General features: G+C 72.8%; 22 protein-coding genes. 14 read left to right on the forward strand and 8 right to left on the reverse strand.

The window, feature by feature from the left end; genetic code table 11:
* The first annotated feature begins 34 nt into the window (after nucleotides 1–34).
* Nucleotides 35–220 carry a DUF397 domain-containing protein gene (locus J2S44_RS10335; protein ID WP_310429575.1) on the forward strand — a complete coding sequence of 62 codons (186 nt, stop codon included), beginning with the start codon at nucleotides 35–37 and terminating at the stop codon, nucleotides 218–220.
* 175 nt (nucleotides 221–395) lie between these two features.
* Nucleotides 396–593, forward strand: coding sequence for a DUF397 domain-containing protein (locus tag J2S44_RS10340; RefSeq protein ID WP_310411251.1), 198 nt, complete (start codon nucleotides 396–398; stop codon nucleotides 591–593).
* Nucleotides 594–639: 46 nt separating this feature from the next.
* On the opposite strand, the gene J2S44_RS10345 is transcribed toward J2S44_RS10340, so the two are convergent.
* Complete coding sequence (locus tag J2S44_RS10345) at nucleotides 640–1,197, reverse strand: TetR/AcrR family transcriptional regulator (RefSeq protein ID WP_310411254.1); 558 nt, start codon at nucleotides 1,195–1,197, stop codon at nucleotides 640–642.
* Between the two features lie 507 nt (nucleotides 1,198–1,704).
* Between J2S44_RS10345 and J2S44_RS10350 the strand changes: the two genes are divergently transcribed.
* The 5 genes from J2S44_RS10350 to fabF all read left to right on the forward strand — a co-directional run bounded on the left by J2S44_RS10350 (nucleotide 1,705) and on the right by fabF (nucleotide 6,440).
* Complete coding sequence (locus J2S44_RS10350) at nucleotides 1,705–2,949, forward strand: PucR family transcriptional regulator (protein WP_310411257.1); 1,245 nt, start codon at nucleotides 1,705–1,707, stop codon at nucleotides 2,947–2,949.
* Nucleotides 2,950–3,036: 87 nt separating this feature from the next.
* Nucleotides 3,037–3,966: an ACP S-malonyltransferase gene (locus J2S44_RS10355; RefSeq protein WP_310411260.1), complete on the forward strand. Its 930-nt coding sequence runs from the start codon at nucleotides 3,037–3,039 to the stop codon at nucleotides 3,964–3,966.
* A 1-nt stretch (nucleotide 3,967) separates the two neighbouring features.
* Nucleotides 3,968–4,912, forward strand: a complete 945-nt coding sequence (locus tag J2S44_RS10360; protein WP_310411263.1) for a beta-ketoacyl-ACP synthase III — start codon at nucleotides 3,968–3,970, stop codon at nucleotides 4,910–4,912.
* A 62-nt stretch (nucleotides 4,913–4,974) separates the two neighbouring features.
* Entirely contained in the window at nucleotides 4,975–5,217 is a 243-nt protein-coding gene (locus J2S44_RS10365; RefSeq protein ID WP_306826606.1) for an acyl carrier protein, read from the forward strand.
* Nucleotides 5,214–6,440 (forward strand): beta-ketoacyl-ACP synthase II, encoded by a 1,227-nt coding sequence (gene fabF / locus J2S44_RS10370; RefSeq protein ID WP_310411265.1) that lies wholly within the window; start codon nucleotides 5,214–5,216, stop codon nucleotides 6,438–6,440. The genes J2S44_RS10365 and fabF overlap by 4 nt, the downstream gene beginning before the upstream one ends.
* Nucleotides 6,441–6,482: 42 nt before the next feature.
* Here fabF and J2S44_RS10375 read toward each other — a convergent pair whose 3' ends face one another.
* The gene (locus J2S44_RS10375; protein WP_374727828.1) at nucleotides 6,483–8,231 is read right to left on the reverse strand and encodes a glycoside hydrolase family 3 protein; all 1,749 of its coding nucleotides are present in this window, start codon (nucleotides 8,229–8,231) and stop codon (nucleotides 6,483–6,485) included.
* 65 nt (nucleotides 8,232–8,296) lie between these two features.
* On the reverse strand, nucleotides 8,297–8,788 hold the full coding sequence (locus J2S44_RS10380; protein WP_306826601.1) for a DUF3145 domain-containing protein: 492 nt from the start codon (nucleotides 8,786–8,788) through the stop codon (nucleotides 8,297–8,299).
* Between the two features lie 225 nt (nucleotides 8,789–9,013).
* On the opposite strand from J2S44_RS10380, the gene J2S44_RS10385 reads away from it, so the two are divergent.
* The 3 genes from J2S44_RS10385 (at nucleotide 9,014) to J2S44_RS10395 (ending at nucleotide 12,681) form a co-directional block, all read left to right on the forward strand.
* Nucleotides 9,014–9,340 carry a hypothetical protein gene (locus J2S44_RS10385; RefSeq protein ID WP_310411268.1) on the forward strand — a complete coding sequence of 109 codons (327 nt, stop codon included), beginning with the start codon at nucleotides 9,014–9,016 and terminating at the stop codon, nucleotides 9,338–9,340.
* A gap of 136 nt (nucleotides 9,341–9,476) precedes the next feature.
* Complete coding sequence (locus J2S44_RS10390; RefSeq protein WP_310411272.1) at nucleotides 9,477–10,457, forward strand: alpha/beta fold hydrolase; 981 nt, start codon at nucleotides 9,477–9,479, stop codon at nucleotides 10,455–10,457.
* Between the two features lie 100 nt (nucleotides 10,458–10,557).
* Nucleotides 10,558–12,681: a HelD family protein gene (locus tag J2S44_RS10395; RefSeq protein WP_310411275.1), complete on the forward strand. Its 2,124-nt coding sequence runs from the start codon at nucleotides 10,558–10,560 to the stop codon at nucleotides 12,679–12,681.
* A gap of 136 nt (nucleotides 12,682–12,817) precedes the next feature.
* Here the strand turns inward: J2S44_RS10395 and J2S44_RS10400 are convergent, their stop codons facing one another.
* Entirely contained in the window at nucleotides 12,818–13,168 is a 351-nt protein-coding gene (locus J2S44_RS10400; protein WP_310411277.1) for a MerR family transcriptional regulator, read from the reverse strand.
* Between the two features lie 510 nt (nucleotides 13,169–13,678).
* Nucleotides 13,679–16,213 carry an ABC transporter permease gene (locus J2S44_RS10405; protein WP_310411280.1) on the reverse strand — a complete coding sequence of 845 codons (2,535 nt, stop codon included), beginning with the start codon at nucleotides 16,211–16,213 and terminating at the stop codon, nucleotides 13,679–13,681.
* Between the two features lie 115 nt (nucleotides 16,214–16,328).
* Between J2S44_RS10405 and J2S44_RS10410 the strand changes: the two genes are divergently transcribed.
* Both J2S44_RS10410 and J2S44_RS10415 read left to right on the forward strand, forming a co-directional pair.
* On the forward strand, nucleotides 16,329–17,252 hold the full coding sequence (locus J2S44_RS10410; protein ID WP_310411283.1) for an SMP-30/gluconolactonase/LRE family protein: 924 nt from the start codon (nucleotides 16,329–16,331) through the stop codon (nucleotides 17,250–17,252).
* Between the two features lie 173 nt (nucleotides 17,253–17,425).
* A complete protein-coding gene (locus J2S44_RS10415; protein WP_310411286.1) occupies nucleotides 17,426–18,337 on the forward strand; it encodes a cation diffusion facilitator family transporter in 912 nt (303 codons plus the stop codon).
* 4 nt (nucleotides 18,338–18,341) lie between these two features.
* Here the strand turns inward: J2S44_RS10415 and J2S44_RS10420 are convergent, their stop codons facing one another.
* Complete coding sequence (locus J2S44_RS10420) at nucleotides 18,342–19,496, reverse strand: cellulose-binding domain-containing protein (protein WP_310411289.1); 1,155 nt, start codon at nucleotides 19,494–19,496, stop codon at nucleotides 18,342–18,344.
* A gap of 204 nt (nucleotides 19,497–19,700) precedes the next feature.
* On the opposite strand from J2S44_RS10420, the gene J2S44_RS10425 reads away from it, so the two are divergent.
* Both J2S44_RS10425 and surE read left to right on the forward strand, forming a co-directional pair.
* A complete protein-coding gene (locus tag J2S44_RS10425; protein ID WP_310411291.1) occupies nucleotides 19,701–20,168 on the forward strand; it encodes a hypothetical protein in 468 nt (155 codons plus the stop codon).
* Between the two features lie 10 nt (nucleotides 20,169–20,178).
* Nucleotides 20,179–20,976, forward strand: coding sequence for a 5'/3'-nucleotidase SurE (gene surE, locus J2S44_RS10430; protein ID WP_310411294.1), 798 nt, complete (start codon nucleotides 20,179–20,181; stop codon nucleotides 20,974–20,976).
* A 130-nt stretch (nucleotides 20,977–21,106) separates the two neighbouring features.
* Here surE and J2S44_RS10435 read toward each other — a convergent pair whose 3' ends face one another.
* Complete coding sequence (locus J2S44_RS10435) at nucleotides 21,107–22,075, reverse strand: serine/threonine-protein kinase (RefSeq protein WP_310411297.1); 969 nt, start codon at nucleotides 22,073–22,075, stop codon at nucleotides 21,107–21,109.
* Nucleotides 22,076–22,119: 44 nt separating this feature from the next.
* Nucleotides 22,120–22,479, reverse strand: coding sequence for an STAS domain-containing protein (locus tag J2S44_RS10440; RefSeq protein WP_306826585.1), 360 nt, complete (start codon nucleotides 22,477–22,479; stop codon nucleotides 22,120–22,122).
* Nucleotides 22,480–22,912: the final 433 nt, after the last annotated feature.

Genomic DNA, 22,912 nt, shown 5'->3' on the forward strand with positions numbered 1-22,912 from the left:
GAGAAAGAGGCAAAACCACGTGACAACGGACGCTATGCCCGCCGGATGGCGCAAGAGCACCTACTGCGGCAGCGGGGCATGTGTCGAGGTTGCGACTGATAGCGCACACCGATACATGAGGGACGCAAAGAAGATCGACAGCCCGATCCTGGCCTTTTCGAACGCGGCCTGGGGCTCCTTCATCGCCGACGTCAAGAACGGCGAGATCAGCACTAAGTGACGAACGATCAAGGAGGTGCGGGCGCGAAGGCGGCCGCACCACCTTGGAAAGGATGAATGAATCGGCACGGAACCCCACATTCCAACCATCCCCACTGCCTACTCATTGGCACTGGTTCCCTACTGTGCGCTCATATGCCTATGGTGGAGAGCGAGGCACAGGAGGGAGGCACCTCATGCAAACCGATCTGCGACTCCGGTGGCGCAAGCGATGCGGCACCGGGGCGTGCGTGGAGGTGGCGACGACGCCATCCGCCGCGTACGTGCGCGACTCCAAGGAACCACAGGGCGACCGACTTGCCGTGTCGGGGTCCGCCTGGAGCGCGTTCCTCAGCGCCGTCGCCGAGGGCGGCATTCCGACCGACCGTCACTAGTGCGCAAGCGGGGGCGGGGCCCAGGCCGCCCCTGGCCGACACGAGCTCAGCCGGACCGTCGCTCCGCGGTCCGTTCGATCAGCCCGAGCAGGTCCTCCAGATCCGCCTCGAACTCCGCGGTCCGCTCCTCCGCCGAACCGGCCGTGAACCGGCCGGTCACCTCCGAGGCGCCGTAGCCGAGGGCGAACGTCGACAGCATCCGTTGCAGCCGCAGCACCTCCGCGCGGGCCACGCCCGCGTCGCGGAGCGCGTCACGGATGCGTTCCTGCACCCGGTCGGCGTCCTCCGCCTCACCGGCCGCCGGGCGCGCCACCAGCAGCGGATATGCCCCGGGATGGGTGTGCGCCAGGTCGCGGGCGGCGCGGGCGATCGCGCGCAGCCGGTCCCGCCAGTCGCCGTCCGACTCCGACGCGTCGTGCAGCTCCTCAAGCAGCTGCCGCACCAGGCCGTCGAGCAGCGCCTCCTTGTTGCCCACGTACGGGTAGAGCGCCATCGAGCTGAGCCCGACCCGTCGGCCGACGGCACGCATCGAGACCGCGTCCAGGCCGGCCTCGTCCGCGAGTGCCATCGCCTGTCGCAGGATCACCCGCTGCTTCTCGTCCACCCCACCGAACGTAGAGCGAATCTCGCCCGCACGAGGTGGAATCAGCACCAGCGCCGGGGCGGACGGCCTCGGCCGATCTTGCGGCGACGGGGGCGGACCGCACCGTGCAGATGCGCGCCGGCCCAGCCGCTGAGGCTGGTCTGGCACCCGCCGGGACTGCCGGAGCCGGCTCGCGGCAGCTCCGTGTTCTCCTCCGGAGAAGCGTGGGAGCGGTGCTGGCGGGGAACCACCCGGCCACCGCAACCGATGTCGTCCGGCTCGGGGAAGTCCGCTGGACCTTCCTCCGCCATGTTGCTCCTCCTTGCTGAGCGCGTTTCGTGCGGTGCGCGCGGTCGACCGTGGCGCGGCCCCCGCGTACGCACCCGTCGAGAGTAAGCGGTTTCAGGCGTCGTGGGGACTTCACACGCTGCGGTGAACATCACTCGCGTCCACGCCGTGATCAGGTAATTCATGGTCATCCCGCACGCGCCGAGGGACGTACCGGACGCGCCATGGCAGGCTTGGCCGGTGGCGAACGCGGCGAGCGATACGAGGTCCGGCGAACCGAGGAGCGGCGCGCTGACCGCGACCGTCCGGCGGATCGAGCGGAGCGCCGGCGGCCTGGCCACCGCCGCGATCGCCCGGATGGACGAGTCGCTGCCCTGGTTCCGGGAGCTGCCGGCCGACCAGCGGTCCTGGGTGATGCTCGTCGCGCAGGCGGGTGTGCGCTCGCTGGTGGAGTGGCTGCGATCCGGCGGCGGCACCGCCAGCGACACCCAGGAGGTCTCCGACGACGTCTTCGCGACCGCGCCCCGGGCGCTGGCCCGGGCGATCTCGCTGCAGCACACGGTCGCGCTGGTCAAGGTGACGATCGACGTGGCGGAGGAGCAGGTGCCGGAGCTGGCCGCGCCGGGCGAGGAGGTGGCGCTGCGGGAGGCGATGCTCAAGTTCTCCCGGGAGATCGCGTTCGCGGCCGCCCGGGTCTACGCGCGGGCCGCGGAGTCGCGCGGCACCTGGGACGCGCGCCTGCAGGCGATGCTGGTCGACGCGCTGCTGCGCGGCGACTCCTCGGACGTGCTGGCCAGCCGCGCGGCCGCGCTGGGCTGGGCGGACGCGGCGCCGGTGGCGGTCGCGGTGGGCCGCTCCCCGGGCGGTGACCTGGCCGCCATCCTGCACGGGTTCTACCGGGCCGCGCGGCGGCTCGGCGTGGAGCTGGTCGGCGGCGGGCACGGCGACCGGCTGGTGCTGGTCATCGGCGGCGCGCCGGACCCGGTGGTGACCGTGCAGAAGCTGCTGGAGGGCTTCGGTGACGGCCCGGTCGTGGTCGGCCCGGTGGTGCCGAGCCTGGACGCGGCGACCGAGTCGGCGCGCGCGGCGCTGACCGGCTACCGCAGCGCGGTGGCGTGGCCGGCCGCGCCGCGCCCGGTCGCGGCGGACGACCTGCTGCCGGAGCGCGCGCTGGCCGGCGACCCGGAGGCCCGGCGTACGCTGCGGGACTCGGTCTACGGCGCGCTGACCCGGGCCGGTGGGGAGCTGATGGAGACGCTGGACGCGTTCTTCGCGGCCGGGGGCGTGCTGGAGAGCGCGGCCCGCGGCCTCTTCGTGCACCCGAACACGGTCCGGTACCGGCTGAAGCGGATCGCGGAGGTCACCACGTTCTCCCCGCTGAATCCGCGGGACGCGTTCGCGCTGCGGATCGCGTTGACGATCGGCCGCCTCGATCCGCCGAACGCGGTGTTGCCTCCGTCACGCGCCACCCCCCGCCAGTCGTGACTTTGTAGGTATCCCACAAAAGCATTAGTGTGGTTTGGTGCCTGTCAGCAGCGCTAGACGGCGGCGGCATCCCGCAGAGTGTCAACCGTGCTAGCCGTTCTCTCTCCAGGGCAAGGTTCACAGAAGCCCGGCTTCCTCGCGCCGTGGCTCCAGCTCCCCGACGCCGAGGCACGCCTCCGCGCGTGGTCCGAGCTGGCCGGCGTCGACCTGGTGCGTCTCGGCACCGAGGCGGACGCCGAGGAGATCAAGGACACCGCGCGTACGCAGCCGCTGCTGGTCGCGGCCGCGTTGCTGGCCGCGGAACGGCTGCCACTGGGGGCCGGCACCGTGGTCGCCGGGCACAGCGTGGGCGAGCTGGCCGCGGCCGCGATCGCGGGCGTGCTGACGCCGGAGTCGGCCGTCACGCTGGCCGGCGTGCGCGGCCGGGAGATGGCCGCCGCGTGCGCGCTGGAGCCGACCGGCATGGCCGCGGTGCTCGGCGGCGACCCGGCCGAGGTGGTGGCCACGATCGAGTCGTACGGGCTGCACGCCGCCAACCGCAACGGCGCCGGGCAGATCGTCGCGGCCGGCGCGAAGGACCCGCTGGAGAAGTTCGCGGCGGACCGCCCCGGTGGCGTGCGGGTGATCCCGCTGGCCGTGGCCGGCGCGTTCCACACCCCGTTCATGGCACCGGCCGAGGCCGCGCTGGGCGTGGTCGCGGCGGGCGTGCCGACCGCCGACCCGACCCGGATCATGCTGTCCGACCTGGACGGCGCCGCGGTCACGGACGGCGCCGAGATGCTGTCCCGGCTGGTCCGCCAGGTCACCGCGCCGGTCCGCTGGGACCTGGTGATGCGCACGCTGGCCGACCGCGGCGTCACCGCGGTGGTCGAGCTGGCCCCGGCCGGCACGCTCGCCGGTCTGATCAAGCGCGAGCTCAAGGGCCCCGGCCTGCCCGAGATCGTCACCCTCAACACGCCGGACGACCTCCCCGCGGCGCTCGACCTGATCGCACGACACACCGAAGGACGGAACTGACATGGCCGGCAGCCGCATCCTCGCGCTCGGGCACTACCAGCCGGCCCGGGTGGTGACGAACGAGGAGCTCTCGCACACGATCGACACCAACGACGAGTGGATCCGGGACCGGGTCGGCATCGCCGAGCGGCGCATCGCGGACGGCGAGTCGGTCGCGGACATGTCCGTGTTCGCCGCCGAGAAGGCGCTGGCCAACGCCGGGCTGACCGCGGCCGACATCGACCTGGTGATCGTCGCGACCTGCTCGGCCGAGGACCGCTGCCCGAACGTGGCGGCCCGGGTCGCGGCCCGCCTCGGGATCACCGCGCCGGGCGCGTTCGACCTGAACGCGGCCTGCTCCGGCTTCTCCTACGCGCTGGCCACCGCGGACCACGCGATCCAGGCCGGGACGTCCCGCAACGCGCTGGTGATCGGCGCGGAGAAGCTCTCCGACGTGGTCGACTGGACCGATCGCACCACCGCCGTGCTGTTCGGCGACGGCGCGGGCGCGGCCGTGGTCACCGCCGTGGACGAGGGCGAGCCGTCCGGCATCGGCCCGGTGCTCTGGGGCTCCGCGCCGGAGAAGGGCGACGTGCTGACGATCGCGGGCTGGCGGCCGTACATCAAGCAGGAGGGCCAGGCGGTCTTCCGCTGGGCCACCACCGCGATCGCGCCGGTGGCGAAGCAGGCCTGCGAGAAGGCCGGCGTCGCCCCGGAGGACATCGCCGCGTTCGTCGCGCACCAGGCCAACACCCGGATCATCGACGGCATCGTCAAGCGGCTCGGCCTGCCCAACGCGATCATCGCGAAGGACCTGGTCGAGTCCGGCAACACCTCGGCGGCCAGCATCCCGCTGGCGCTGTCGAAGCTGGTCGAGCGCCGCGAGGTGCCGTCCGGCGCGCCGGTGCTGCTGTTCGGCTTCGGCGGCGGCCTGACGTACGCCGGTCAGGTCATCCGCTGCCCCTGAGTTCTCGCTCACCCGACGTGCAGCGAGTAGCAAGACCCCAACCCGAAAGGACCATCACGCACATGGCTTCCCGCGAAGAGATCATCACCGGCCTCGCCGACATCCTGAACGAGCTCGCCGGCGTCGAGCAGTCCGACGTGACCGAGGAGAAGACCTTCACGGACGACCTCGACGTCGACTCGCTCTCCATGGTCGAGGTGATCATGGCGGCCGAGGACAAGTTCGGCGTGAAGATCCCGGACACCGAGATGCAGAACCTCAAGACCGTGGGTGACGCCGTCTCCTACATCGAGGCGAACGCGTGACCTCTGTCGACGTCGTCGTCACAGGGCTCGGCGCCACGTCCCCGCTCGGCGGGGACGTGGCGTCCACCTGGGACGGATTGCTGAACGGTCGCTCCGGGGTCAGCCGGCTGGCCCAGGACTGGGCGGCCGAGCTGCCGGTGCAGATCGCCGCGTCGCTCGCCGTCGACCCCTCCGAGATCATCGAGAAGCCGAAGCTGCGCAAGATGGACCGCTCCGAGGCGATAGCGGTCATCGCGGCGCGCCAGGCGTGGGCCGACTCGGGGCTGGCCGGCTCCGGGCTCGACCTGGAGCGGCTCGGCGTGAGCATCGGCTCCGGCATCGGCGGCGCCACCACGCTGCTCGACCAGGACGACATCCTGGAGGAGCGGGGCGCGCGGCGGGTCTCGCCGCACACCATCCCGATGCTGATGCCGAACGGCCCGGCCGCGTTCGTCGGCCTGGAGCTCGGCGCGCAGGCCGGCGTCCACTGCGTGGCCAGCGCCTGCGCCACCGGCGCGGAGGCGATCGCGCTGGGCCTGGACCTGATCCGGGCCGGGCGGGCCGACGTGGTCGTGGCCGGCGGCACCGAGGCAGTGATCCACCCGCTGCCGATCGCGGGTTTCGCGTCGATGCGCGCGATGTCCACCCGCAACGACGACCCGGAGCGCGCCTCCCGCCCGTGGGACAAGGGCCGGGACGGCTTCGTGCTCGGCGAGGGCGCGGGCGTGGTGGTGCTGGAGCGGGCCGAGCACGCGGCCGCGCGCGGCGCGAAGGTCTACGCCCGGCTGGCCGGTGCGGGCATCACCTCGGACGGCTTCGACATCGTGCAGCCGCACCCGGAGGGCGCGGGCGCGATCCGGGCGATCACCAAGGCCCTGCGGGACGCGGGGCTGGCCGGCACGGACATCGCGCACGTGAACGCGCACGCCACGTCCACCCCGGTCGGCGACATCGCGGAGATCGCGGCGCTGCGGGCCGCGGTCGGCACCCACCCGGTGGTCACCGCCACCAAGTCGATGACCGGTCACCTGCTGGGCGCGGCCGGCGCTCTGGAGTCGATCGCGACGATCCTGTCGATCCGCGACAGCATCGTGCCCCCGACGATCAACCTGGACGACCCGGACGACAAGCTCGACCTGGACGTGGCCGCGCACAAGGCCCGTCCGCTGGATATCCCGGCCGCGCTGAACAACTCGTTCGGCTTCGGCGGGCACAACGTGGCGCTGGTCTTCACCCGCCCGTGAGACCGAGGGGGCGGCTCGATCCGAGCCGCCCCCCAAAAAACCTCAGCAGGTGGTACGCGGCAGCCCGGCCACCTCGACCGGCGAACTGCCCTGCGGCTTCGCCTTGCCCGCGAGTACGTCGGCGAGCGCGGTCAACTGCGCGGGCGCGTTCGAGTAGGTCGCCAGCAGCATCGGTGACCGGGACGACGCCAGCAGGTAGGGCAGGTCCATCGACACCGTCACCTGCGCGCCCGCGGACAGCTCGGCGGCGCCGTCGCCGTACCCGACCAGGTGCACCGTGGTGCTGCCGCCGGACGCCACCACCTCCAGGCCCGCCTTGCGCAGCGCCTCCTCCAGGTTCTTCTTGGAGTCGGTGCGGCCGCTCGCGACCGTGACCGTCACCGGGCCGGTGACCGCCTTGCCGTCGCAGGTGCCGCGCAGCAGCGTGATCGACCGGCGGCCCACGTCGGTCAGCGGTTCCACGCCGCTCGGCGCACCGACCGTGGACATCGGCGGCGCCTCGTCCCGGGCCAGCGTGAAGCGCAGCGTGAGCACCCGGGTGGCCGCCTCGGTCAGCCGCTCCCGGCTGAGCGAGCCGTCCTTCAGCGCGGCCAGCATGCCGGCGTGCGCGGCCGGCAGGTCCGGCGGCATCAGCAGCAGGTCGTTCCCGGCGTTCAGCGCGCGCACCGCGGCCTCACCCGCCGGCCAGGCCATCGCCGGCTCCATGTTGAGCGCGTCGCTGACCACCACGCCCTCGAACTTGAGGTCGCCGCGCAGCAGGTCGGTGAGCACCTTCTTGGAGAAGGTGGCCGGCACGCCCGGGTCGATCGCCCGCACGTCCAGGTGACCGGACATGACCAGCTGCGCGCCCGCCTCGATGCCGGCCTTGAACGGCGGCAGGTCGCCGGCGTCCAGCGCCTTGCGGTCCTGGCCGAGCACCGGCAGCGCCTCGTGGCTGTCCGTGGTGGTGTGGCCGTGGCCGGGGAAGTGCTTCAGCGCGGCCGCGACGCCACCGGCCCGCAGCCCGCGCACCGCCGCGGCGACCTGCTCCGCGACCGCCTTCGGGTCGTCGCCGTAGGAGCGGGAGCCGATCACCAGGCCGCCGGGTCCGCCGAGCACGTCCGCGACCGGCGCGAAGTCGACGTTGACGCCCATCGCGGCCAGCTCGCCGCCGGCCACCGACCAGGCCTTCTCGGTCACGCCGACGTCACCGGCCGCGCCGAACGCCATCGCGCCGGGCAGCACGCTGACGCCGGAGCGGATCCGGGTGACCACGCCGTACTCCTGGTCGGTGCCGATCAGCATCGGCGCGGCACCGGCCGGCAGCTTCGCGTGCGCGGTCTGCAGACCCTCGGTGAGCGCGCGGACCTGGGCGGGGTTGTCCACGTTCGTGGTCGGCTGGTTCTTCCCGGTCGGGTCGTCGGCGCTGAACCCGACCAGGATGAGGCCGCCGAGCCGGTACTTCTCGACCATCTGCGCCGGGGTGTCCACGCCGGCCAGGCCCTGGTTACCGGACTTGGAGCCGGCCGAGACGTCGGTCGCGGACGCACCGTAGGCGTACGGCATCAGCACCTGGCCGACCAGGTCCTCGTCGGCCAGCTGCGCGACCAGCGCCGCCGCCTGTGCGGCCGGGTCGGGCGCGGACGAGGGCACGGCCAGCGGGGCCGTGGAGTCCGGCGGCGCCTCCGGGTTCGCCGGGGGCTCGGTGCCACACCCCGTCAGCGCGAGCAGCAGAACCAACGGGGGTACGAGGAGAGGGCGCCACCGGCTGGACCGGTGAACGCCGTGGGGTATGTCCGGCACGCGCGCCATTCGACCAGGCGTGCCGGAATTGAGCAACCCCGCCCGGCGGCCTCCGACACGGAAGCGAACCACCCTCACCCGACGCGGGTGAGCACCATGTTCGGAGCGCCGTCACCCGCGTACCGATAGGGTTCGAGCTCCGCGTCCCACGCCGTACCCATGGCCTTGTCGAGCGCATGCGCCAGCGCCTCGGGACCGCGGGCCGAGGACATGATGGCCCGCAACCGGTCCTCACCCAGCTGGATGTCGCCGGCCGCCCCGCAGGTCGCGCGGAACAGACCGCGACCCGGCACGTACATGAAGCGCTCGCCGTCGACTCCCGGGCTGGGCTCCTCCGTGATCTCGAAACGGATCATGGGCCACTGCCGGAGGGCAGCCGCCAGCTCCGCCCCGGTGCCTGGCCGCCCGCTCCACCCCGACTCCGCCCGGCGGGCGCCGGGGTCGACGGGCTGCGCGGACCAATGCAGCTTGACCGGCGCGGTGAGGACGCGCGCGATCGCCCACTCGACGTGCGGGCACACGGCGAGCGGGGTCGAGTGGACGTATATGACGCCACGCGTTGGCACGGTGACCTCCCGAAGACACGAGGTGCGTCTTCCCCTACGACCTCGATCTCCACGGTCGGCCGGGTTTCATGATGCCGTCTGTGGCGGATGGTGCGCCAGAGAATCCGGGAAACTATGCGTGGCCGCCGGGCGTTTTTCTGCGTACGACCTGGCTGGTGTAGGCTCCGTAAGGGCGACCCTGGTCGCCCTCTTCTCTTCTCTGAATGTCGTTCAAGGAGTACCTCCGTGGCGAGCAGTACCTCAAAGACCGCGCGCGCGTCAGTCCGCGCTGGACAAGGCCAGGGTGCCGCCCTGAGCGTGCTGGGCGAGTACAAGTACCTGATCCCGCTCAACAAGGGCAAGCACGCCTACGTGCGGAACCTGACCAACGGCAAGACCACCCACCTGAGCACCACCTCCGACGCGTTCGTCGAGGAGATCCGGGTGCTGGCCGCCGCCGGCCACGGTGCCAAGATCCGTGCCGAGCTGGTCGCGCTGAACGAGGCGCACCCGCAGGACGGCTGGGGCGCCGCCGAGAAGAAGCTCGTCGACGCGGGCGTCTTCGAGGGCTGAGTCACCCTCTTCACGAAGGGCCGGCACCGTCACGGTGCCGGCCCTTCGTGCATTGACTTCCCGCAAATTCGCGCATGATGATTGTTACCCGTGGGTACCCGGTGGTCCGCGGCGAGATTCATTCGCGGAGGTGCCCATGTCGCAGCGTCACACCCTCCTTCCCACCGACACGGAGGTCGAACTCCCGGACGGTGTCCGGCTGCACGCCGAGGTCGGCGGCGACCCGGACGCGCCCCTGACCGTCGTGCTGCTGCACGGCTGGACGCTGGACGTGCGCTGCTGGCATCGGGTGCTGGCCGAGATGGGCGAGACCGAGGCCCGGATCGTCGCCTACGACGCGCGCGGCCACGGGCTCTCCGACGCCACACCGCTCGACTGCGCCACGCTCGGCCAGCTCGGCGACGACCTGCGCACCGTGCTCGACGAGCTCGCCCCCACCGGCCGGGTGATCCTCGCCGGGCACTCCATGGGCGGCATGACGATCATGGAGTACGCGCACCGGCACCCGGAGCACTTCGCGTCCCGGATCGCCGGCCTGGTGCTGGTCTCCACGTCCGCGGAGGGCACCTCGCGCACCCACTACGGCCTGCCCAGCCCGCTCGCCACGCTGTTCCGCCTGGCCGAGACGACCGGCGCCGGCGTGCTCGCCCGCTGCGGCACCTGGCGCCCGCACCGCGCGGTGCTGCCGGTGCTCGGGCCCGCGATCCGCTGGCTGCTCTACGGCGACCGGTGTGCCGGCTCCGACCTGCGGCTCACGCTCTCCAGCGTGGGCCGGTGCTCGCTGCGCGCGATCGGCGGCTTCCGCACCTCGATCGGCACCCAGCAGCGCCTGGACACGCTGTCCACGCTCGGCGACGTACCGGCGGCGGTGCTGGCCGGCGACGACGACCGGCTGACGCCACCGGCCTGCGCGGAGGCGATCGCGGACGCGCTGCCCGGCACCGAACTGACGCTCTGCCCCGGCGGCGGCCACATGCTCATGCTGGAGCGGCCGGCCGAGGTGGCCGGCGCGCTCGCCGCGGTCACCCACCGCGCGGCCGGATCGACACCGCTGCGCGCGCCGGGGCGCCGCCGCACCCGCCGGACCACGCGTCCGGACGCCGCGCGAGCCGCCTGATCCGGACTCCTTACCGGCCGGTAGCGGAAAACGTCGACACGACCGCGAGCGGAGGGGTAGGTTCGATGGCCGCACCCAAAGCTCAGGAGCACGACACCCGGTGACCGACGCCAATATCTTGCAGCAAGAGATCGCCCTCGAGCAGCGCCACGTGGACATCGTCTACGCCCGCCTGGCCCAGCTTCGCCAGGAGGCGGCCAAGGCCGAGAAGGCAGGCTACGGCCTGGCCCGGGTCGGCAACTTCGGCGCGCTCGTCGAGCGGGACGCGATGGTCTTCCACGCGGCCCGCCGGCGTCAGGCGCTGGACACCGAACACGAGGGCCTGGTCTTCGGCCGGCTCGACCTGAAGACCGGCCAGGTCTACCACGTGGGCCGGCTCGGCATCCGCGGCGAGGCCTCGGAGCTGCTGGTCATCGACTGGCGCGCCCCGGCCGCAGCCGCGTTCTACCAGGCCACCGCGAAGGATCCGCGGGACGTGGTCCGGCGCCGCATGATCCGCTCGACCGGTGAGCGGGTCACCGGCGTCGAGGACGACCTGCTCGATCCCGAGGCCGCGCCGGAGGACATGCACATCGTCGGCGACGGCGCGTTGCTGGCCAGCCTGGGCCGGGCGACCGGCACCGGCATGAAGGACATCGTCGCCACCATCCAGCAGGAGCAGGACGAGGCGATCCGCGCGCCCTCCTCCGGCGTGACGATCGTGTCCGGCGGTCCCGGCACCGGCAAGACCGCGGTGGCGCTGCACCGCGCGGCGTACCTGCTCTACTCGGACCGCAACCGGTTCGCCGGCGGCGGCATCCTGGTGGTCGGCCCGTCCGGCGTGTTCGTCAACTACATCGCGACCGTGCTGCCGTCGCTCGGTGAGGACTCCGCCACGCTGCACTCGCTCGGCTCGCTGGTGCCGGGGATCAACGCGGTGCGGGTCGACCCGGCCGCGGTCGCCGCGATCAAGGGCTCGCTGCGCATGCGTACGGTGCTGGAGCGCGCCACCCGGGACGCGGTCCCGTTCGGCCCGGCCGAGCTGCGCCTGCTCTACCGCGGCACGCTGCTCCGGCTGACCGCGGAGGACCTGGACCGGGCGCGCGAGCGGGCGCTGCCCAAGGGCACCCGGCGCAACGAGTCGCGCCGGGCCGGGTTCGACAACATCTTCCAGGCGCTGTGGTCGCAGGCGCAGCGGCTGCGGGTGCCGACGCTCCCGGCCCGGCCCGAGTTCGAGGCCGAGCTCGCCGAGCGCGACGACTTCCGCGACTTCCTGCGCGCCTGGTGGCCGCGGTTGCGGCCGAGCACGGTGCTCGCCTGGCTGGCCGATCCGGAGCGGCTCCGCCGGTACGCGCACGGCATCCTGTCCAACGCCGAGATCCGGCTGCTCCGCGACGCGTTCGGCACCCTGTCCACGGACGGCCCGACGATCGCGGACGTGGCGCTGCTGGACGAGCTGGACGCGCTGCTCGGGCAGCCGCGCAAGCCGCAGCAGCGCAACCGCAACCCGTTCCACGCGGGCGGCGGCGTGCAGGAGGTCAGCACGTACGCGGACCGGCAGCAGGCCGCGCGGGCCGCCGCCACCGAGCGCCCGGAGGACTACCGGGACTACGCGCACGTGGTGGTGGACGAGGCGCAGGACGTGTCGCCGATGCAGTGGCGCATGCTGGGCCGGCGCGCCTCGATCGCGTCCTGGACCATCGTCGGCGACCCGTTGCAGGCCGCCTGGACCGGCGACCCGGCCGAGCTGAGCCGCGCGCGTGACCAGGCGCTGGGCGGCAAGAAGCGGCACGAGTTCACGCTCAGCACCAACTACCGCAACTCGCGGGAGATCTTCGAGGTGGCCGCGGCCGTCATCCGCCGGGCGTTCCCCGGTGAGGCGCTGCCGACCGCGGTCCGGTCCACCGGCGTCGCCCCGATCGAGCGCGTCGTCACGCCGGACGAGCTGCCGGGTGCGGTCCGCGACGCGGTCACCGAGCTGCTCGAGCAGGTCGAGGGCACGGTCGGCGTGATCACCCCGGTCCCCCGCCGCGCCGAGATGGCCGCCTGGGTCGCCGGGCTGGCCGACGACCGCGTCCAGGTGGTCACCAGCCTCCAGGCCAAGGGCATGGAGTACGACGGCGTCGTCCTGACCGAGCCGGAGGAGATCCGCACCGACTCCGAGTCCGGCGTCCGCACGCTCTACGTCGCGCTCTCCCGCGCCACCCAGCAACTGATCACGCTCGGCACCCGCCCGTACCACTGAGAACCTGGTCGACGGCGGATGTTCCCGCTTCCGGCCGCTCCGGTCCCGCTTGCTCGCCGCGGGCACCGGTCGTCGCCGGCGCTCCTCCCTGCGGGGTCCGTGGCCGCACAGACCACGGCCCCGCGGGGCGGGCCGGTCAGTCGGCGGGGCCGCGCGGCGGCGGTACGGCGTTGCGCAGCTCGGTCAGCTGGCGGCGGACGTCCGCGAGTTCGTCCTCGAGCCGGACGATGCGGACGGCGGCGGTGAGCGGAAGGCCCTCGTCGAGCAGTTCGCGGGCGCGGGCCGCCAGGTCGAGCTGATGCCGGGAGTAGCGGCGGTGCCCGCCGGCCGAGCGCTGCGGGCTGATCAGGCCGGCCTCGCCGAGTGCGCGCAGGAACGCGGGCGTGGTGCGGACCAGGTCGGCGGCCGTACCGATGGTGTAGGCGGGGTAGTGCTCGTCGTGGACGTGGCCGGGCCGGGTCACCGCTTCGAAGCCTTTCGCGCGCATCAGAAGGCCCCGGGACGCTAGGCGTCCCGGGGCCCGGGCAGACAGTTTCCTGATCGGTCGTCGTCCGCTCTCGGAACCAGGTCCACGATGACGAACGATGCCGCGCGAAACAATCCGGCATGCCGGGTGATCTTCGTTGCGGCGCATTCCCGCGAGCGGGACCGGCCGCGACCCGGCGTCGGAAAACTACCCAAATCTCGTGAGCCGACCGAGGTCGGCAAAGGCAGTGCTCGTGGCGACCACCCCTTTGTCGGTTGGGGACGGGATTGCTTCAGAGACCTGAGATATGTCGTCGCCCTCCTTACCAACTCGGTGTCCGGAGCCGGATCGTGTGCCCGCCCTCGCCCTGCGGCGGAAGGACGGCGACTCGGCGCCTCTTGCCCGATCGTCATGCTCTCGGTCATCACGAGCGAGCTTTCTGGTTAAAGACTAGATCCGTCACAACCAAATATCTAGTCCCGACACAACAGATTTTTTAGTCCAACGATCAATAGTTTGGAAACCGGACCGTCAGGCGTCGGTCAGCGCGGCAACCACGGACGCGCGGGCCGCACGGCGCGCCGGGAGCACGGCTGCCACCAGCGCGGCGCCGGACGCGACCGCGGCGAAGAGCGCGAGCCGGCCGACCGGCAGCACGGGCAGCCCGGTGCCGTACACGCTGATCAGGCCGAGGGACGCGGCCCACCCGGTGGCAGCGCCGAAGAGCACCCCGGCGAGCGCGCCGACCAGCGCCATCAGCGCCGCCTCACTCAGCAGCGTGGCGCGCAGCTGCCGGCGGGTCAGGCCGAGCGCGCGCAGCGTCGCGGATTCGCGGGTGCGCTCGAAGACGGAGAGCGACAGCGTGTTGCTGATCCCGAAGAGCGCGATCAGTACGGACATGCCGAGCAGCGCGGCGAAGATGGCCAGCAGCTCGTCCAGCGAGGCGGTCAGCGACTCGGCCGCGTCCGCCGCGCTCTCCACCTGCACCAGCGGGTATCCGGCCAGCGCGGCGTCGACGACCCGGCGGGCGTCCGCGACCGGCGTGCCGTCGGCCACGTCGATCAGCACGCGATTCGCGGCCCCGGCACCGTACGCCGCGGTGAACCCGTCCCAGGAGAGCATCACGGACGCGTCCAGCGGCGCGTCGTCGTACAGCGCGATGATCCTGACCTGCCCCGCGCGCGGCAGCGTGAGCCGATCGCCCAGCCCGGCGCCGAGCGTGGCCGCGTAGTCCCGTTGCACCGCGGCCGTCCCGGTGCCGAGCGCGCCGAGATCGCCCTCCTTGACCTCGGGCCGGACCGCGCCCGAGGTCGCCCACACCGCGGCGTCGCCGTAGAACCTCGGATCGGTCTCCCGCGAGGCCAGGCGCGCCGGTGCGACCGTCGCCAGCTCCGGGCGGGCGGCGAGCGCGTCGATCGCCGCCTGCGGCACGCCGTCGGCCGCGGTGACCGGCCCGTCCGCGTTCACCCGCTTCGGCGCCAGCACGAAATCGACCGGGAAGTTCTCGGTCAGCTCCCTCCCGGCCTGGTCGCGCGCGGTGGCCAGGAGCACGCTGAACAGCGACATCAGCGTCACGCCGATCATCAGCGCGCTGGTGGTGGCCGCGACACGGCGCGGGTTCCGGTACGCGTTCAGCGTCGCCAGCCGCACCGGCACCCCGAATACCCGGGCCGGCAGCGCGCCGACCGCCCGGATCAGCCGGCCGATCACCAGCGGCGCGCCGGTGACCAAGCCGAGGAACACCAGCATCGCGCCGCCGAGCACCAGCGGCAGCCCGGCGAAGTCCAGCCCCAGACCACCCAGCGCGATCAGCAGGCCGAGCCCGGTCAGCACCGCGAAGACCACCGTCCGGGACCGTCGCCCGGTCTCCCGGTGCTCGATCGTGCCCGCGTCGCGCAGCGCGGTCAGCGGCGGCACCCGGCTCGCCGCGACCGCCGGCGCCAGCGCGCCGAGCAGCGTCAGCGCGGTGCCGAAGCCGACCGCGACCAGCACGGTCGGCCAGCGCAGCACCAGCGCGTGGTCCGGGATCGAGGTGGCCACCAGCTCGCGGGACAGCAGCAGGCCCTGGCCGACCACGAGACTGGCCAGCACGCCGCCGAGCGAGGCGAGCACGCCGAGCACGGACGCCTCGATCAGCACCGAGCCGAGCACCTGACCGCGGGACGCGCCCACGCAGCGCAGCAGTGCCAGCTCTCGGCCGCGCTGCGCCGCGAGCATGGCGAACGTGTTGTAGATGACGAAGCCGGAGACGGTCAGCGCGACCAGGCCGAAGCCGATCAGCACGGACAGGAACCCGTCCACGTACTTGCCGGCCTCGACGGCCAGTTCCTCGGCCAGTTCGTCGCCGGTCATCGTCCAGCCGCCGGGGGCCGCGGCCTGGACGCGCGAGCGCAGTTCCGCCTGGCTCACGCCGGGCGCCGCCGTGGCCACGATCTGCGTGTAGCGGTCCGTGTTCGTGATCCGGCGCAGGTCGGCATCGGTGAGCGCGCCGACGGACGAGCCGCCGAAGAGCTTGTTGACGCCCAGGTCGAGCACGCCCACCAGGGTGAACTCGACCGGCGCGCCGTCGCGGCCGACCAGCCGCACGGTGCCGCCGAGCGTGAAGCCCTGTTGCTGCACGGTCTGCTGCTCGACCGCGATCTCGCCGGCCCGCTCCGGCACCCGGCCGGCCGCCACGTCGAAGCGCGACAGGCCGGCGGACGTGGGCACGGAGATCCCGTAGCCGACGTGCCCGCTGGTGATCAGGAGCTTGCCGTCCGCGCCCAGCATGCCCATGTTCGCGATCACCCGGCCGTCCGCGTCGGCCACGCCGTCGACCGCGCGCACCCGGTCGAGCGCGCCGCGGTCGAGCAGGCTCCAGCCGGACTGGACCACCACGTCCACGTTCCGGGACGACTTCGCGAGGTCGTCATAGAACGCGGCGCGCGCGGTGTCGCCGTAGACCAGCGAGCCGGCGAGGAAGCTCACACCGACCACGATCGCGGCCGCGGTCATCAGCAGCCGGACGTAGTGCGCCCGCAGGCCGGCCAGCGCGACCCGGAGCAGCGGTTGATCAACTATGCGCACGGCGCCCAGTGTGTCTTCTCAACGTTGAACCGCCAAATGGCCGAACATCTGCGGGAACCACCCGGGAGCGGCATGATTCGGTACGGATCAGAGACGTCCATGGATGGAGTTGATCATGCAACGCCGTACCGTTCTCGCACTCGCCGCCGCCGTCCCCGCGGCCGCGCTCGTCGCGCCCGGCACCGCCCTGGCCGGCGGACAGCGCTCGGTCACCACGATCGACCTGCCGGCCGGCTGGCAGCCCGAGGGCATCGCGATCGGCGACCGCCCGATCGCCTACTTCGGCTCCCGGGTCGACGGGTCGCTCTACCGCGCCAGCCTGCGCACCGGCGCGGGTGAGGTCTTCAGCCAGGGGCCCGGCACGCCGTCGCTCGGCCTGAAGATCGACGACCGCGATCGGCTCTTCGTCTCCGGCGGCACCGGCGGCGACGCGCGCGTGGTCGATGCCCGGTCCGGCCGGGTGCTGCGGTCCTACCGCCTGGCCACCGGCACCGCGTTCGTCAACGACGTGGTGCTGACCGGCGACGGCGCGTGGTTCACCGACTCGTACAACCCGGTGCTGTACCGGCTCACGTTCGGCCGGCACGGCAGCCTGCCGGCGGCCGCCACCTCACTGCCGCTGACCGGCATCCCGTTCACGCCCGGCGGCGTCAACGCCAACGGCATCACACTCACGCCGGACCGCCGCGCGCTGCTCGTGGTGCACTCCCCCACCGGCGTGCTCTACCGGGTGAACACCCGGACCGGCGCCGCGGTCCCGGTCGACCTGGGCGGCGAGACGCTGGTCAACGGCGACGGACTGCTGCTGGAGGGGCGCACGCTCTACGCGGTGCAGAACCGCCTCAACCAGGTCGCGGTGGTCCGGCTCGCCCGCGACGGCGCCACCGGGCGGGTGGTCACCCGGGTCACGGACCCGAGCTTCGACGTGCCGGCCACGGTCGCCTCGTACGGCGACCGGCTGTGGTTCCCGAACGCCCGCTTCACCACACCGCCGACGCCGGAGACCACCTACACCGCGGTCTCGATCCGGAAGCCGTAGTCGCTCGCCCCGATGGTGACCGAGGTGGCCGCCCCGTCCGTCCGGCGACGAGGCGGCCGCCCCACCACCGGCCGGATCGGCTGCCGGTACCGATTCCCAGTCCCATGTTTGCATACATAGCAATACGAACATATATTGCGTACGTGAGCGCGGGACGACGGAAGGTGTAGCTCGTGGGAGCAGGACACGACCACGGACACTCGCTGGCCGAGGCCGGGCAGCGGCATCGCGGCAGGCTCTGGGCCGCCGTCGCGCTGCTCGCCGGGTTCCTCCTGGTCGAGGCGGTCGCGGCGATCCTCAGCGGCTCGCTCGCGCTGCTGTCCGACGCCGGGCACATGTTCACCGACGTGCTCGGGATCGGCATGGCGCTGGCCGCGATGACCGCGGCGGCCAAGGCAGGCGGCGGCGACCGGCACACGTTCGGGCTGTACCGGCTGGAGGTGCTGGCCGCGCTCGCGAACGCGCTGCTGCTCACCGGCGTGGCGGTCTACGTGCTGATCGAGGCCGCGCGCCGGCTCGGCGAGCCGCACGAGGTGGCCACCGGGCCGATGCTGATCGTGGCGATCGGCGGCCTGCTGGTCAACCTGGCCGCGTTCGCGCTGCTGCGGTCCGGCGCGAAGGAGAGCATCAACGTGCGCGGCGCCTACCTCGAGGTGCTCGGCGACCTGTTCTCCTCGGTCGGCGTGATCGTGGCCGCGCTGATCATCTCTGCGACCGGCTGGTGGTACGCGGACCCGCTGGTCGCGGTGGTGGTCGCGGTGCTGATCGTGCCACGCACCTGGAAGCTGGGCATGGCCGCGCTGCGCATCCTGGTCCAGGCCGCGCCCGCACACCTGGACGTGACCGCGGTCCGCACCCGGCTGGCCGAGGTGCCGGGCGTGTGCGACGTGCACGACCTGCACGTCTGGACGCTCACCTCGGGCATGGACGTGGCCAGCGCGCACCTGCGGCTGGAACCGGCCGCGGAGGCGACCGTGGTGCTGACCAGGGCGCGCGAGGCGCTGCACCACGACTTCCACATCGACCACGCCACGCTCCAGCTGGAGCCGCAGACCCCGACGCCGTGCGGCCCCAGCTCGTGGTGAGCGGTCAGCAACCGATCCGGGTGGCTCCGAGTGCCACGTCGTCGTACCAGAGCGTGTCGGCGCCGTCGCCGTAGCTCTCCCAGCCGAGCCGGAGGTCGGTCAACGCCGGCCGCCACGTCTTGACCAGCCACTGCCGGTCCACGTCCGGCGTCGGCACGCCGTCCACCCGCAGACCGGTCACCGCCGCGCCGTCCACCCAGGTGGTCAGCGTGCCGGCGGCGCCGTCGACCTCGAACTCCACGCAGGTCCAGACGTTCACCGGCAGCGGGCGGCTCAGCGCCACCCCGGCCGGGCTCTGCTCGGGCAGCGTGGCGTCGTCCGACTGCCGGTTCCACTGCAGCGCCGCGTTCTGGCCACCCATCCGCAGGTCCCCGCCGTCGTTCGTGTCACGCATGGCCAGGAACGTGACGTGCGCGGCCGGCAGCGGCGTGGTGTGCCGGACGTAGAAGCGCCCGAACCGCGCACCCGGCGCCGCGGTCGTACGCACGAACACGTGGTTGCAGTACCCGGCCGCGCCGGCCACCCTGATCGACCGGGTGCCGCTGCGCGCGACGGACGTGTCCACGGTCGCGGCACCGGTGCCGGAGCAGTCCTGGGCGCTGACCGCCCACGCACCGGACGGCACGCCGCCCGCCTGCGACTCGAAGTCGTCGCAGAGCACGGCGGTCCCGCACCCGGCGCCCGGCGTGGCCGGCGGAGTCGGCGAGGGTGACAGCGTCGGGGTCGGCGACGCCGGCGTGCCGCTGGGCGCGGGGTCGCCGTTGCAGGGGACGCCGTTGAGCGTGAAACCGGCCGGGGCCGCGTTGTCGGCCGCGAACGTGCCCTGCACGCCGAACTCGGCGGTGCCGGACGCCGGGATGCCGCCGTTCCAGCCCACGTTCACCGCGGTGACCGTGCGTCCGGACTGGGTGACCTGCGCGTTCCACGCGCTGGTGATCGTCGAGTCGCCCGGGTAGGTCCAGGTGACGGTCCAGCCGCTGACCGCGGTGGAGCCGGGCGAGACACGGACGGTCGCGGTGAACCCGCCGGTCCACTGGTTCGCGGCGTAGTCGACGCGGCAACCCTCGGCCGCGCCGGCCACCGTCGGGAGAGCCCATCCGGCCGTCACCGCGACCAGGGCCGCGGTGAGACCGACGAGAAGATGACGTGCTGATGGCAAGGAAGGATCCTTCCGGAGCCGCCGCGGACACGGCGGAATGATCGGACGAGGACGGCTGCCCGGCTCCCAAATCCATCGACGTCGGTCATTCTATGCCGGGGTACCCCTAAGGGCCAGCCGGCGACGCCTGCGCCCGGCGCCGTACGGCGGGCATCGTCCGCGGGACGACGCGCACGGCCGCCGTACCCCGGGATGATCCCGGTCATGAAGCCAAGAGTGCGCAAGACGCTGCTGGCCACGCACGTGGCCACGTCGGTGAGCTGGCTCGGCGCCGACCTGGTGCTGCTGGTGCTGGGCGCCGCGGTGCTGGCCGGGCGCGACCCGGGCGAGGTCTATCCGGCCGCCGCGCTGATCGGTGACGTGCTGCTGCTGCCGCTGACCGCGGTGATCTGGCTGGTCGGCGTGGCGAACGCGCTGCTCACGCCGTGGGGCCTGCTCCGGCACTGGTGGGTGGCCGGCAAACTGGTCCTCACGACCGTCATGCTGGGACTGGTGTTCTTCCTGCTCACGCCGGGTCTGCGGGAGGCCGCGGCGGCCGGCGCCGAGCTGGCCGGCCGGGACCGGATCAATCTGGTGGTGGCGCCGGCCGTCTCCGGCGCGCTGCTGATCCTGATGATCGTGCTGTCCGTTTTCAAGCCGCGGGGACGGATTGGACGGGCCGGATCGCGGTGACAATACGACCATGCGGGTTCTCATCACGAACGACGACGGGATCGGTGCGCCCGGGCTCCGGGCGCTGGCGGAAGCGGCGGTGAAGGCCGGCCACGAGGTGGTCGTGGCCGCACCGCGCACGGAACACAGCGGGTACGGCGCGGCGCTGATCGCCACGCCGAACGACGACGGCCGGATCGACGTGGAGCCGCACACGTTCGACGAACTGCCGGGCGTGCGGGCGTACGGCGTGGCCGCCTCGCCCGCGTTCATCGTGGTCCTGGCGCTGCGCGACGCGTTCGGCACGCCACCGGACGTGGTGCTCTCCGGCCCGAACCGGGGCGCGAACGCGGGCCACGCGGTGCTGCACTCCGGCACGGTCGGCGCGGCGCTCACCGCGGCCGCCGGCAACCGCAGCGCGATCGCGGTCTCGCTGGACGTGGTCTCGCCGTTGATCGACGGCGGCTCGCTGCAGGCCCTGAGCGGGATCGGCGACGAGGAGCGGCACTGGGACACCGCGGCCACGGTGGCGGTGGACCTGCTCGCCACGCTGGGCGAACTGCCGACCGGGACGGTGCTGAACGTCAACGTCCCGGACGTCACGACCGAGGACCTCAAGGGGGTACGCCGGGCGAGACCGGCCGGCTTCGGCCAGGTGTCGGTGGCGCTGGAGGAGTCCGGCGAGGGCTACCTGCGCACCGGCATGCGGATCAGCCAGGAGCGGGCCGCGCCGGACACGGACCTGGCGCTGCTGGCCGAGGGCTACGCCACGGTCACGCCGCTCACCTCCGTGGACGACGACCGCTCGGTGGACCTGCCGCTGCCGTGACCGGCGCGGTTACCGATCCCGTGAACGCTGCCGTGACCGTTCCCGCGTCCGGCGGCGTGGCCGTTTCCGTGCTCGCTGCGGTGACCGGGCCGCTGCCGATTGACCGAGTGACCGATGCCCGCCGCTGCCGCTACCCGCGCCCCGGGGCCACTGCCGTGACCGGTGCCCTGCCCGCTGCCGTGACCGGTGCCCCGGCCGTTCCCGTGACCGGCGCCCCGGCCGCTCCCGTGATCGCTGCCGTGAGCGTTCCCGTGACCGGTGCCGGGTGGGCGGCGCGGGTGTCGGGGCGGGGCAGCACCGTGCGCCAGAGCGCGACCGCGAGTTCCGCGGCCGTGGGGCGGTCGGCCGGGCGTTTGCGCATGCTCCACCGGCACGCCTCCGCGACCGTGGACGGCAGGCCGTCGACCAGCAGCACCGGCGTGGGCGCGAGCCCGTGCATCGGCCCGGCGAGCAGTGCGCCGGGCCGGGCCGCCGGATAGGGCGAACGGCCGGTGAGCAGCGCGTAGAGCAGCACACCGGCCGCGTAGACGTCGTCGGCCGGGGACGGCGGCGGGCCCAGCCGGGTGCGCCGCTCCCCCTCCGGCTCGATCAGCGCGGCCAGGCCGAAGTCGACGATCTTGATGCCGCGCGCGGTGAGCATCACGTTGGACGGGTTGAGGTCGCGGTGCACCACGCCGCGCCGGTGCGCGGCCGCGAGCACGTCGGTCACGGTGGCGACGATCCGCACCGCCTCGCGCCAGCACAGCAGCCGGCCACCGGCCACCCGGCCGGCCAGCGAGACGCCGGTGAGCAGCTCCATCGCCACGTACGGCACGGTCCGGCCGTCGGCCAGCCCGGCGTCGCCGTAGTCGTAGACGCGCGGCACCCCGGGGTGACGCAGCCGGTCGGTGATCCGAGCCTCGCGGCGGGCGCTCTCGCGCACCCACGGGTCACCGGACGGGAGGACCTTGACCGCGGCCGGGCGCCCGTGCAGCGCGTCGATCGCGTGGTAGACCGTGGACAGGCCACCGCGGGCGACGGGACCGATCAGCACGTATCGGCGGGCGAGCGCGACGCCCATCGGAAGGTTCAGCCCGGCACCGGGCTGCGAGGAGGCCACGAATGGACTCTTCCGCAGCCGCTCGTGCCGGGCAAGAGGGTCTTTCAGGCCCCGGCGGGAGCCTCCGGCGCCGCGTCGGCGAAGTAGGGCTCCGGGGCACCGAACAGTCCGAGCAGCCCGGTCACCCAGAGCTGCCGGTGGACGAACCGGCTGGGCTGCGTGACGGCCAGTTTGCAGCCGGTCACCTCAGCGGCCTGGAAACCCGAGACGAGCGCGCTGATACCGACCGAGTCGATAAAGCTGACCAGCCGCATGTTCAGCTCGATGCGGGACGGGCGTCCCTTCGTCAGCACCGCGGAGACCGCTTCGCGGATCTCGTGTGCCGTGTCAACATCGATTTCTCCGCGCGGAGCGATCTCGACGACATCATTGGGGAGCATGGTCGTGACGATCGACAGGCTCACGCGAGCACCTCCACCCAACACCCGATCTGACAGGGGTTCTTCAGTACGCGGGCCGCGACTGAGCGTATTCCGCCGCGAAGCCCGGTCGCTAGTCCTGCAGCGCATGGCATTTTCACCGGGTTCACTGCTCAAACCCCGCGCCAAATCAGGAAAAACGCCCATTTAGCTTTTAAAGCATCTTATCTCTGCGGACGCGACCCCGTCCGGGCCCGCAACCCGCACCACCTTAGCGACAGCGAACCAACTCCGCCTGTGTAGAACCTGAGCGGCCGGTCGAAAGAGGGGTTACAGCGTGACGGACGGTGACAGAGGTTAGCAAGGGGCAGGCGGTACCTGCCGTCCCATTTCGCGGGCGAAGCGAATAATCCTCACGCGATCGGCGGTCACCCGTTCGGGTCTCGGACCCGCCGCGGGGGCACCCGATCGGGGCACT

The organism is Catenuloplanes niger (genome assembly GCF_031458255.1).
GTDB classification, from domain to species: domain Bacteria; phylum Actinomycetota; class Actinomycetes; order Mycobacteriales; family Micromonosporaceae; genus Catenuloplanes; species Catenuloplanes niger.

Coding starts and splice junctions, on each gene's coding strand:
- J2S44_RS10335 (WP_310429575.1), top strand. CDS start 35: ATGCCCGCCGGATGGCGCAAGAGCACCTACTGCGGCAGCGGGGCATGT.
- J2S44_RS10340 (WP_310411251.1), top strand. CDS start 396: ATGCAAACCGATCTGCGACTCCGGTGGCGCAAGCGATGCGGCACCGGG.
- J2S44_RS10360 (WP_310411263.1), top strand. CDS start 3,968: ATGGCCGGCAGCCGCATCCTCGCGCTCGGGCACTACCAGCCGGCCCGG.
- J2S44_RS10365 (WP_306826606.1), top strand. CDS start 4,975: ATGGCTTCCCGCGAAGAGATCATCACCGGCCTCGCCGACATCCTGAAC.
- J2S44_RS10375 (WP_374727828.1), bottom strand. CDS start 8,231: ATGGCGCGCGTGCCGGACATACCCCACGGCGTTCACCGGTCCAGCCGG.
- J2S44_RS10390 (WP_310411272.1), top strand. CDS start 9,477: ATGTCGCAGCGTCACACCCTCCTTCCCACCGACACGGAGGTCGAACTC.
- J2S44_RS10400 (WP_310411277.1), bottom strand. CDS start 13,168: ATGCGCGCGAAAGGCTTCGAAGCGGTGACCCGGCCCGGCCACGTCCAC.
- J2S44_RS10410 (WP_310411283.1), top strand. CDS start 16,329: ATGCAACGCCGTACCGTTCTCGCACTCGCCGCCGCCGTCCCCGCGGCC.
- J2S44_RS10425 (WP_310411291.1), top strand. CDS start 19,701: ATGAAGCCAAGAGTGCGCAAGACGCTGCTGGCCACGCACGTGGCCACG.
- surE (WP_310411294.1), top strand. CDS start 20,179: ATGCGGGTTCTCATCACGAACGACGACGGGATCGGTGCGCCCGGGCTC.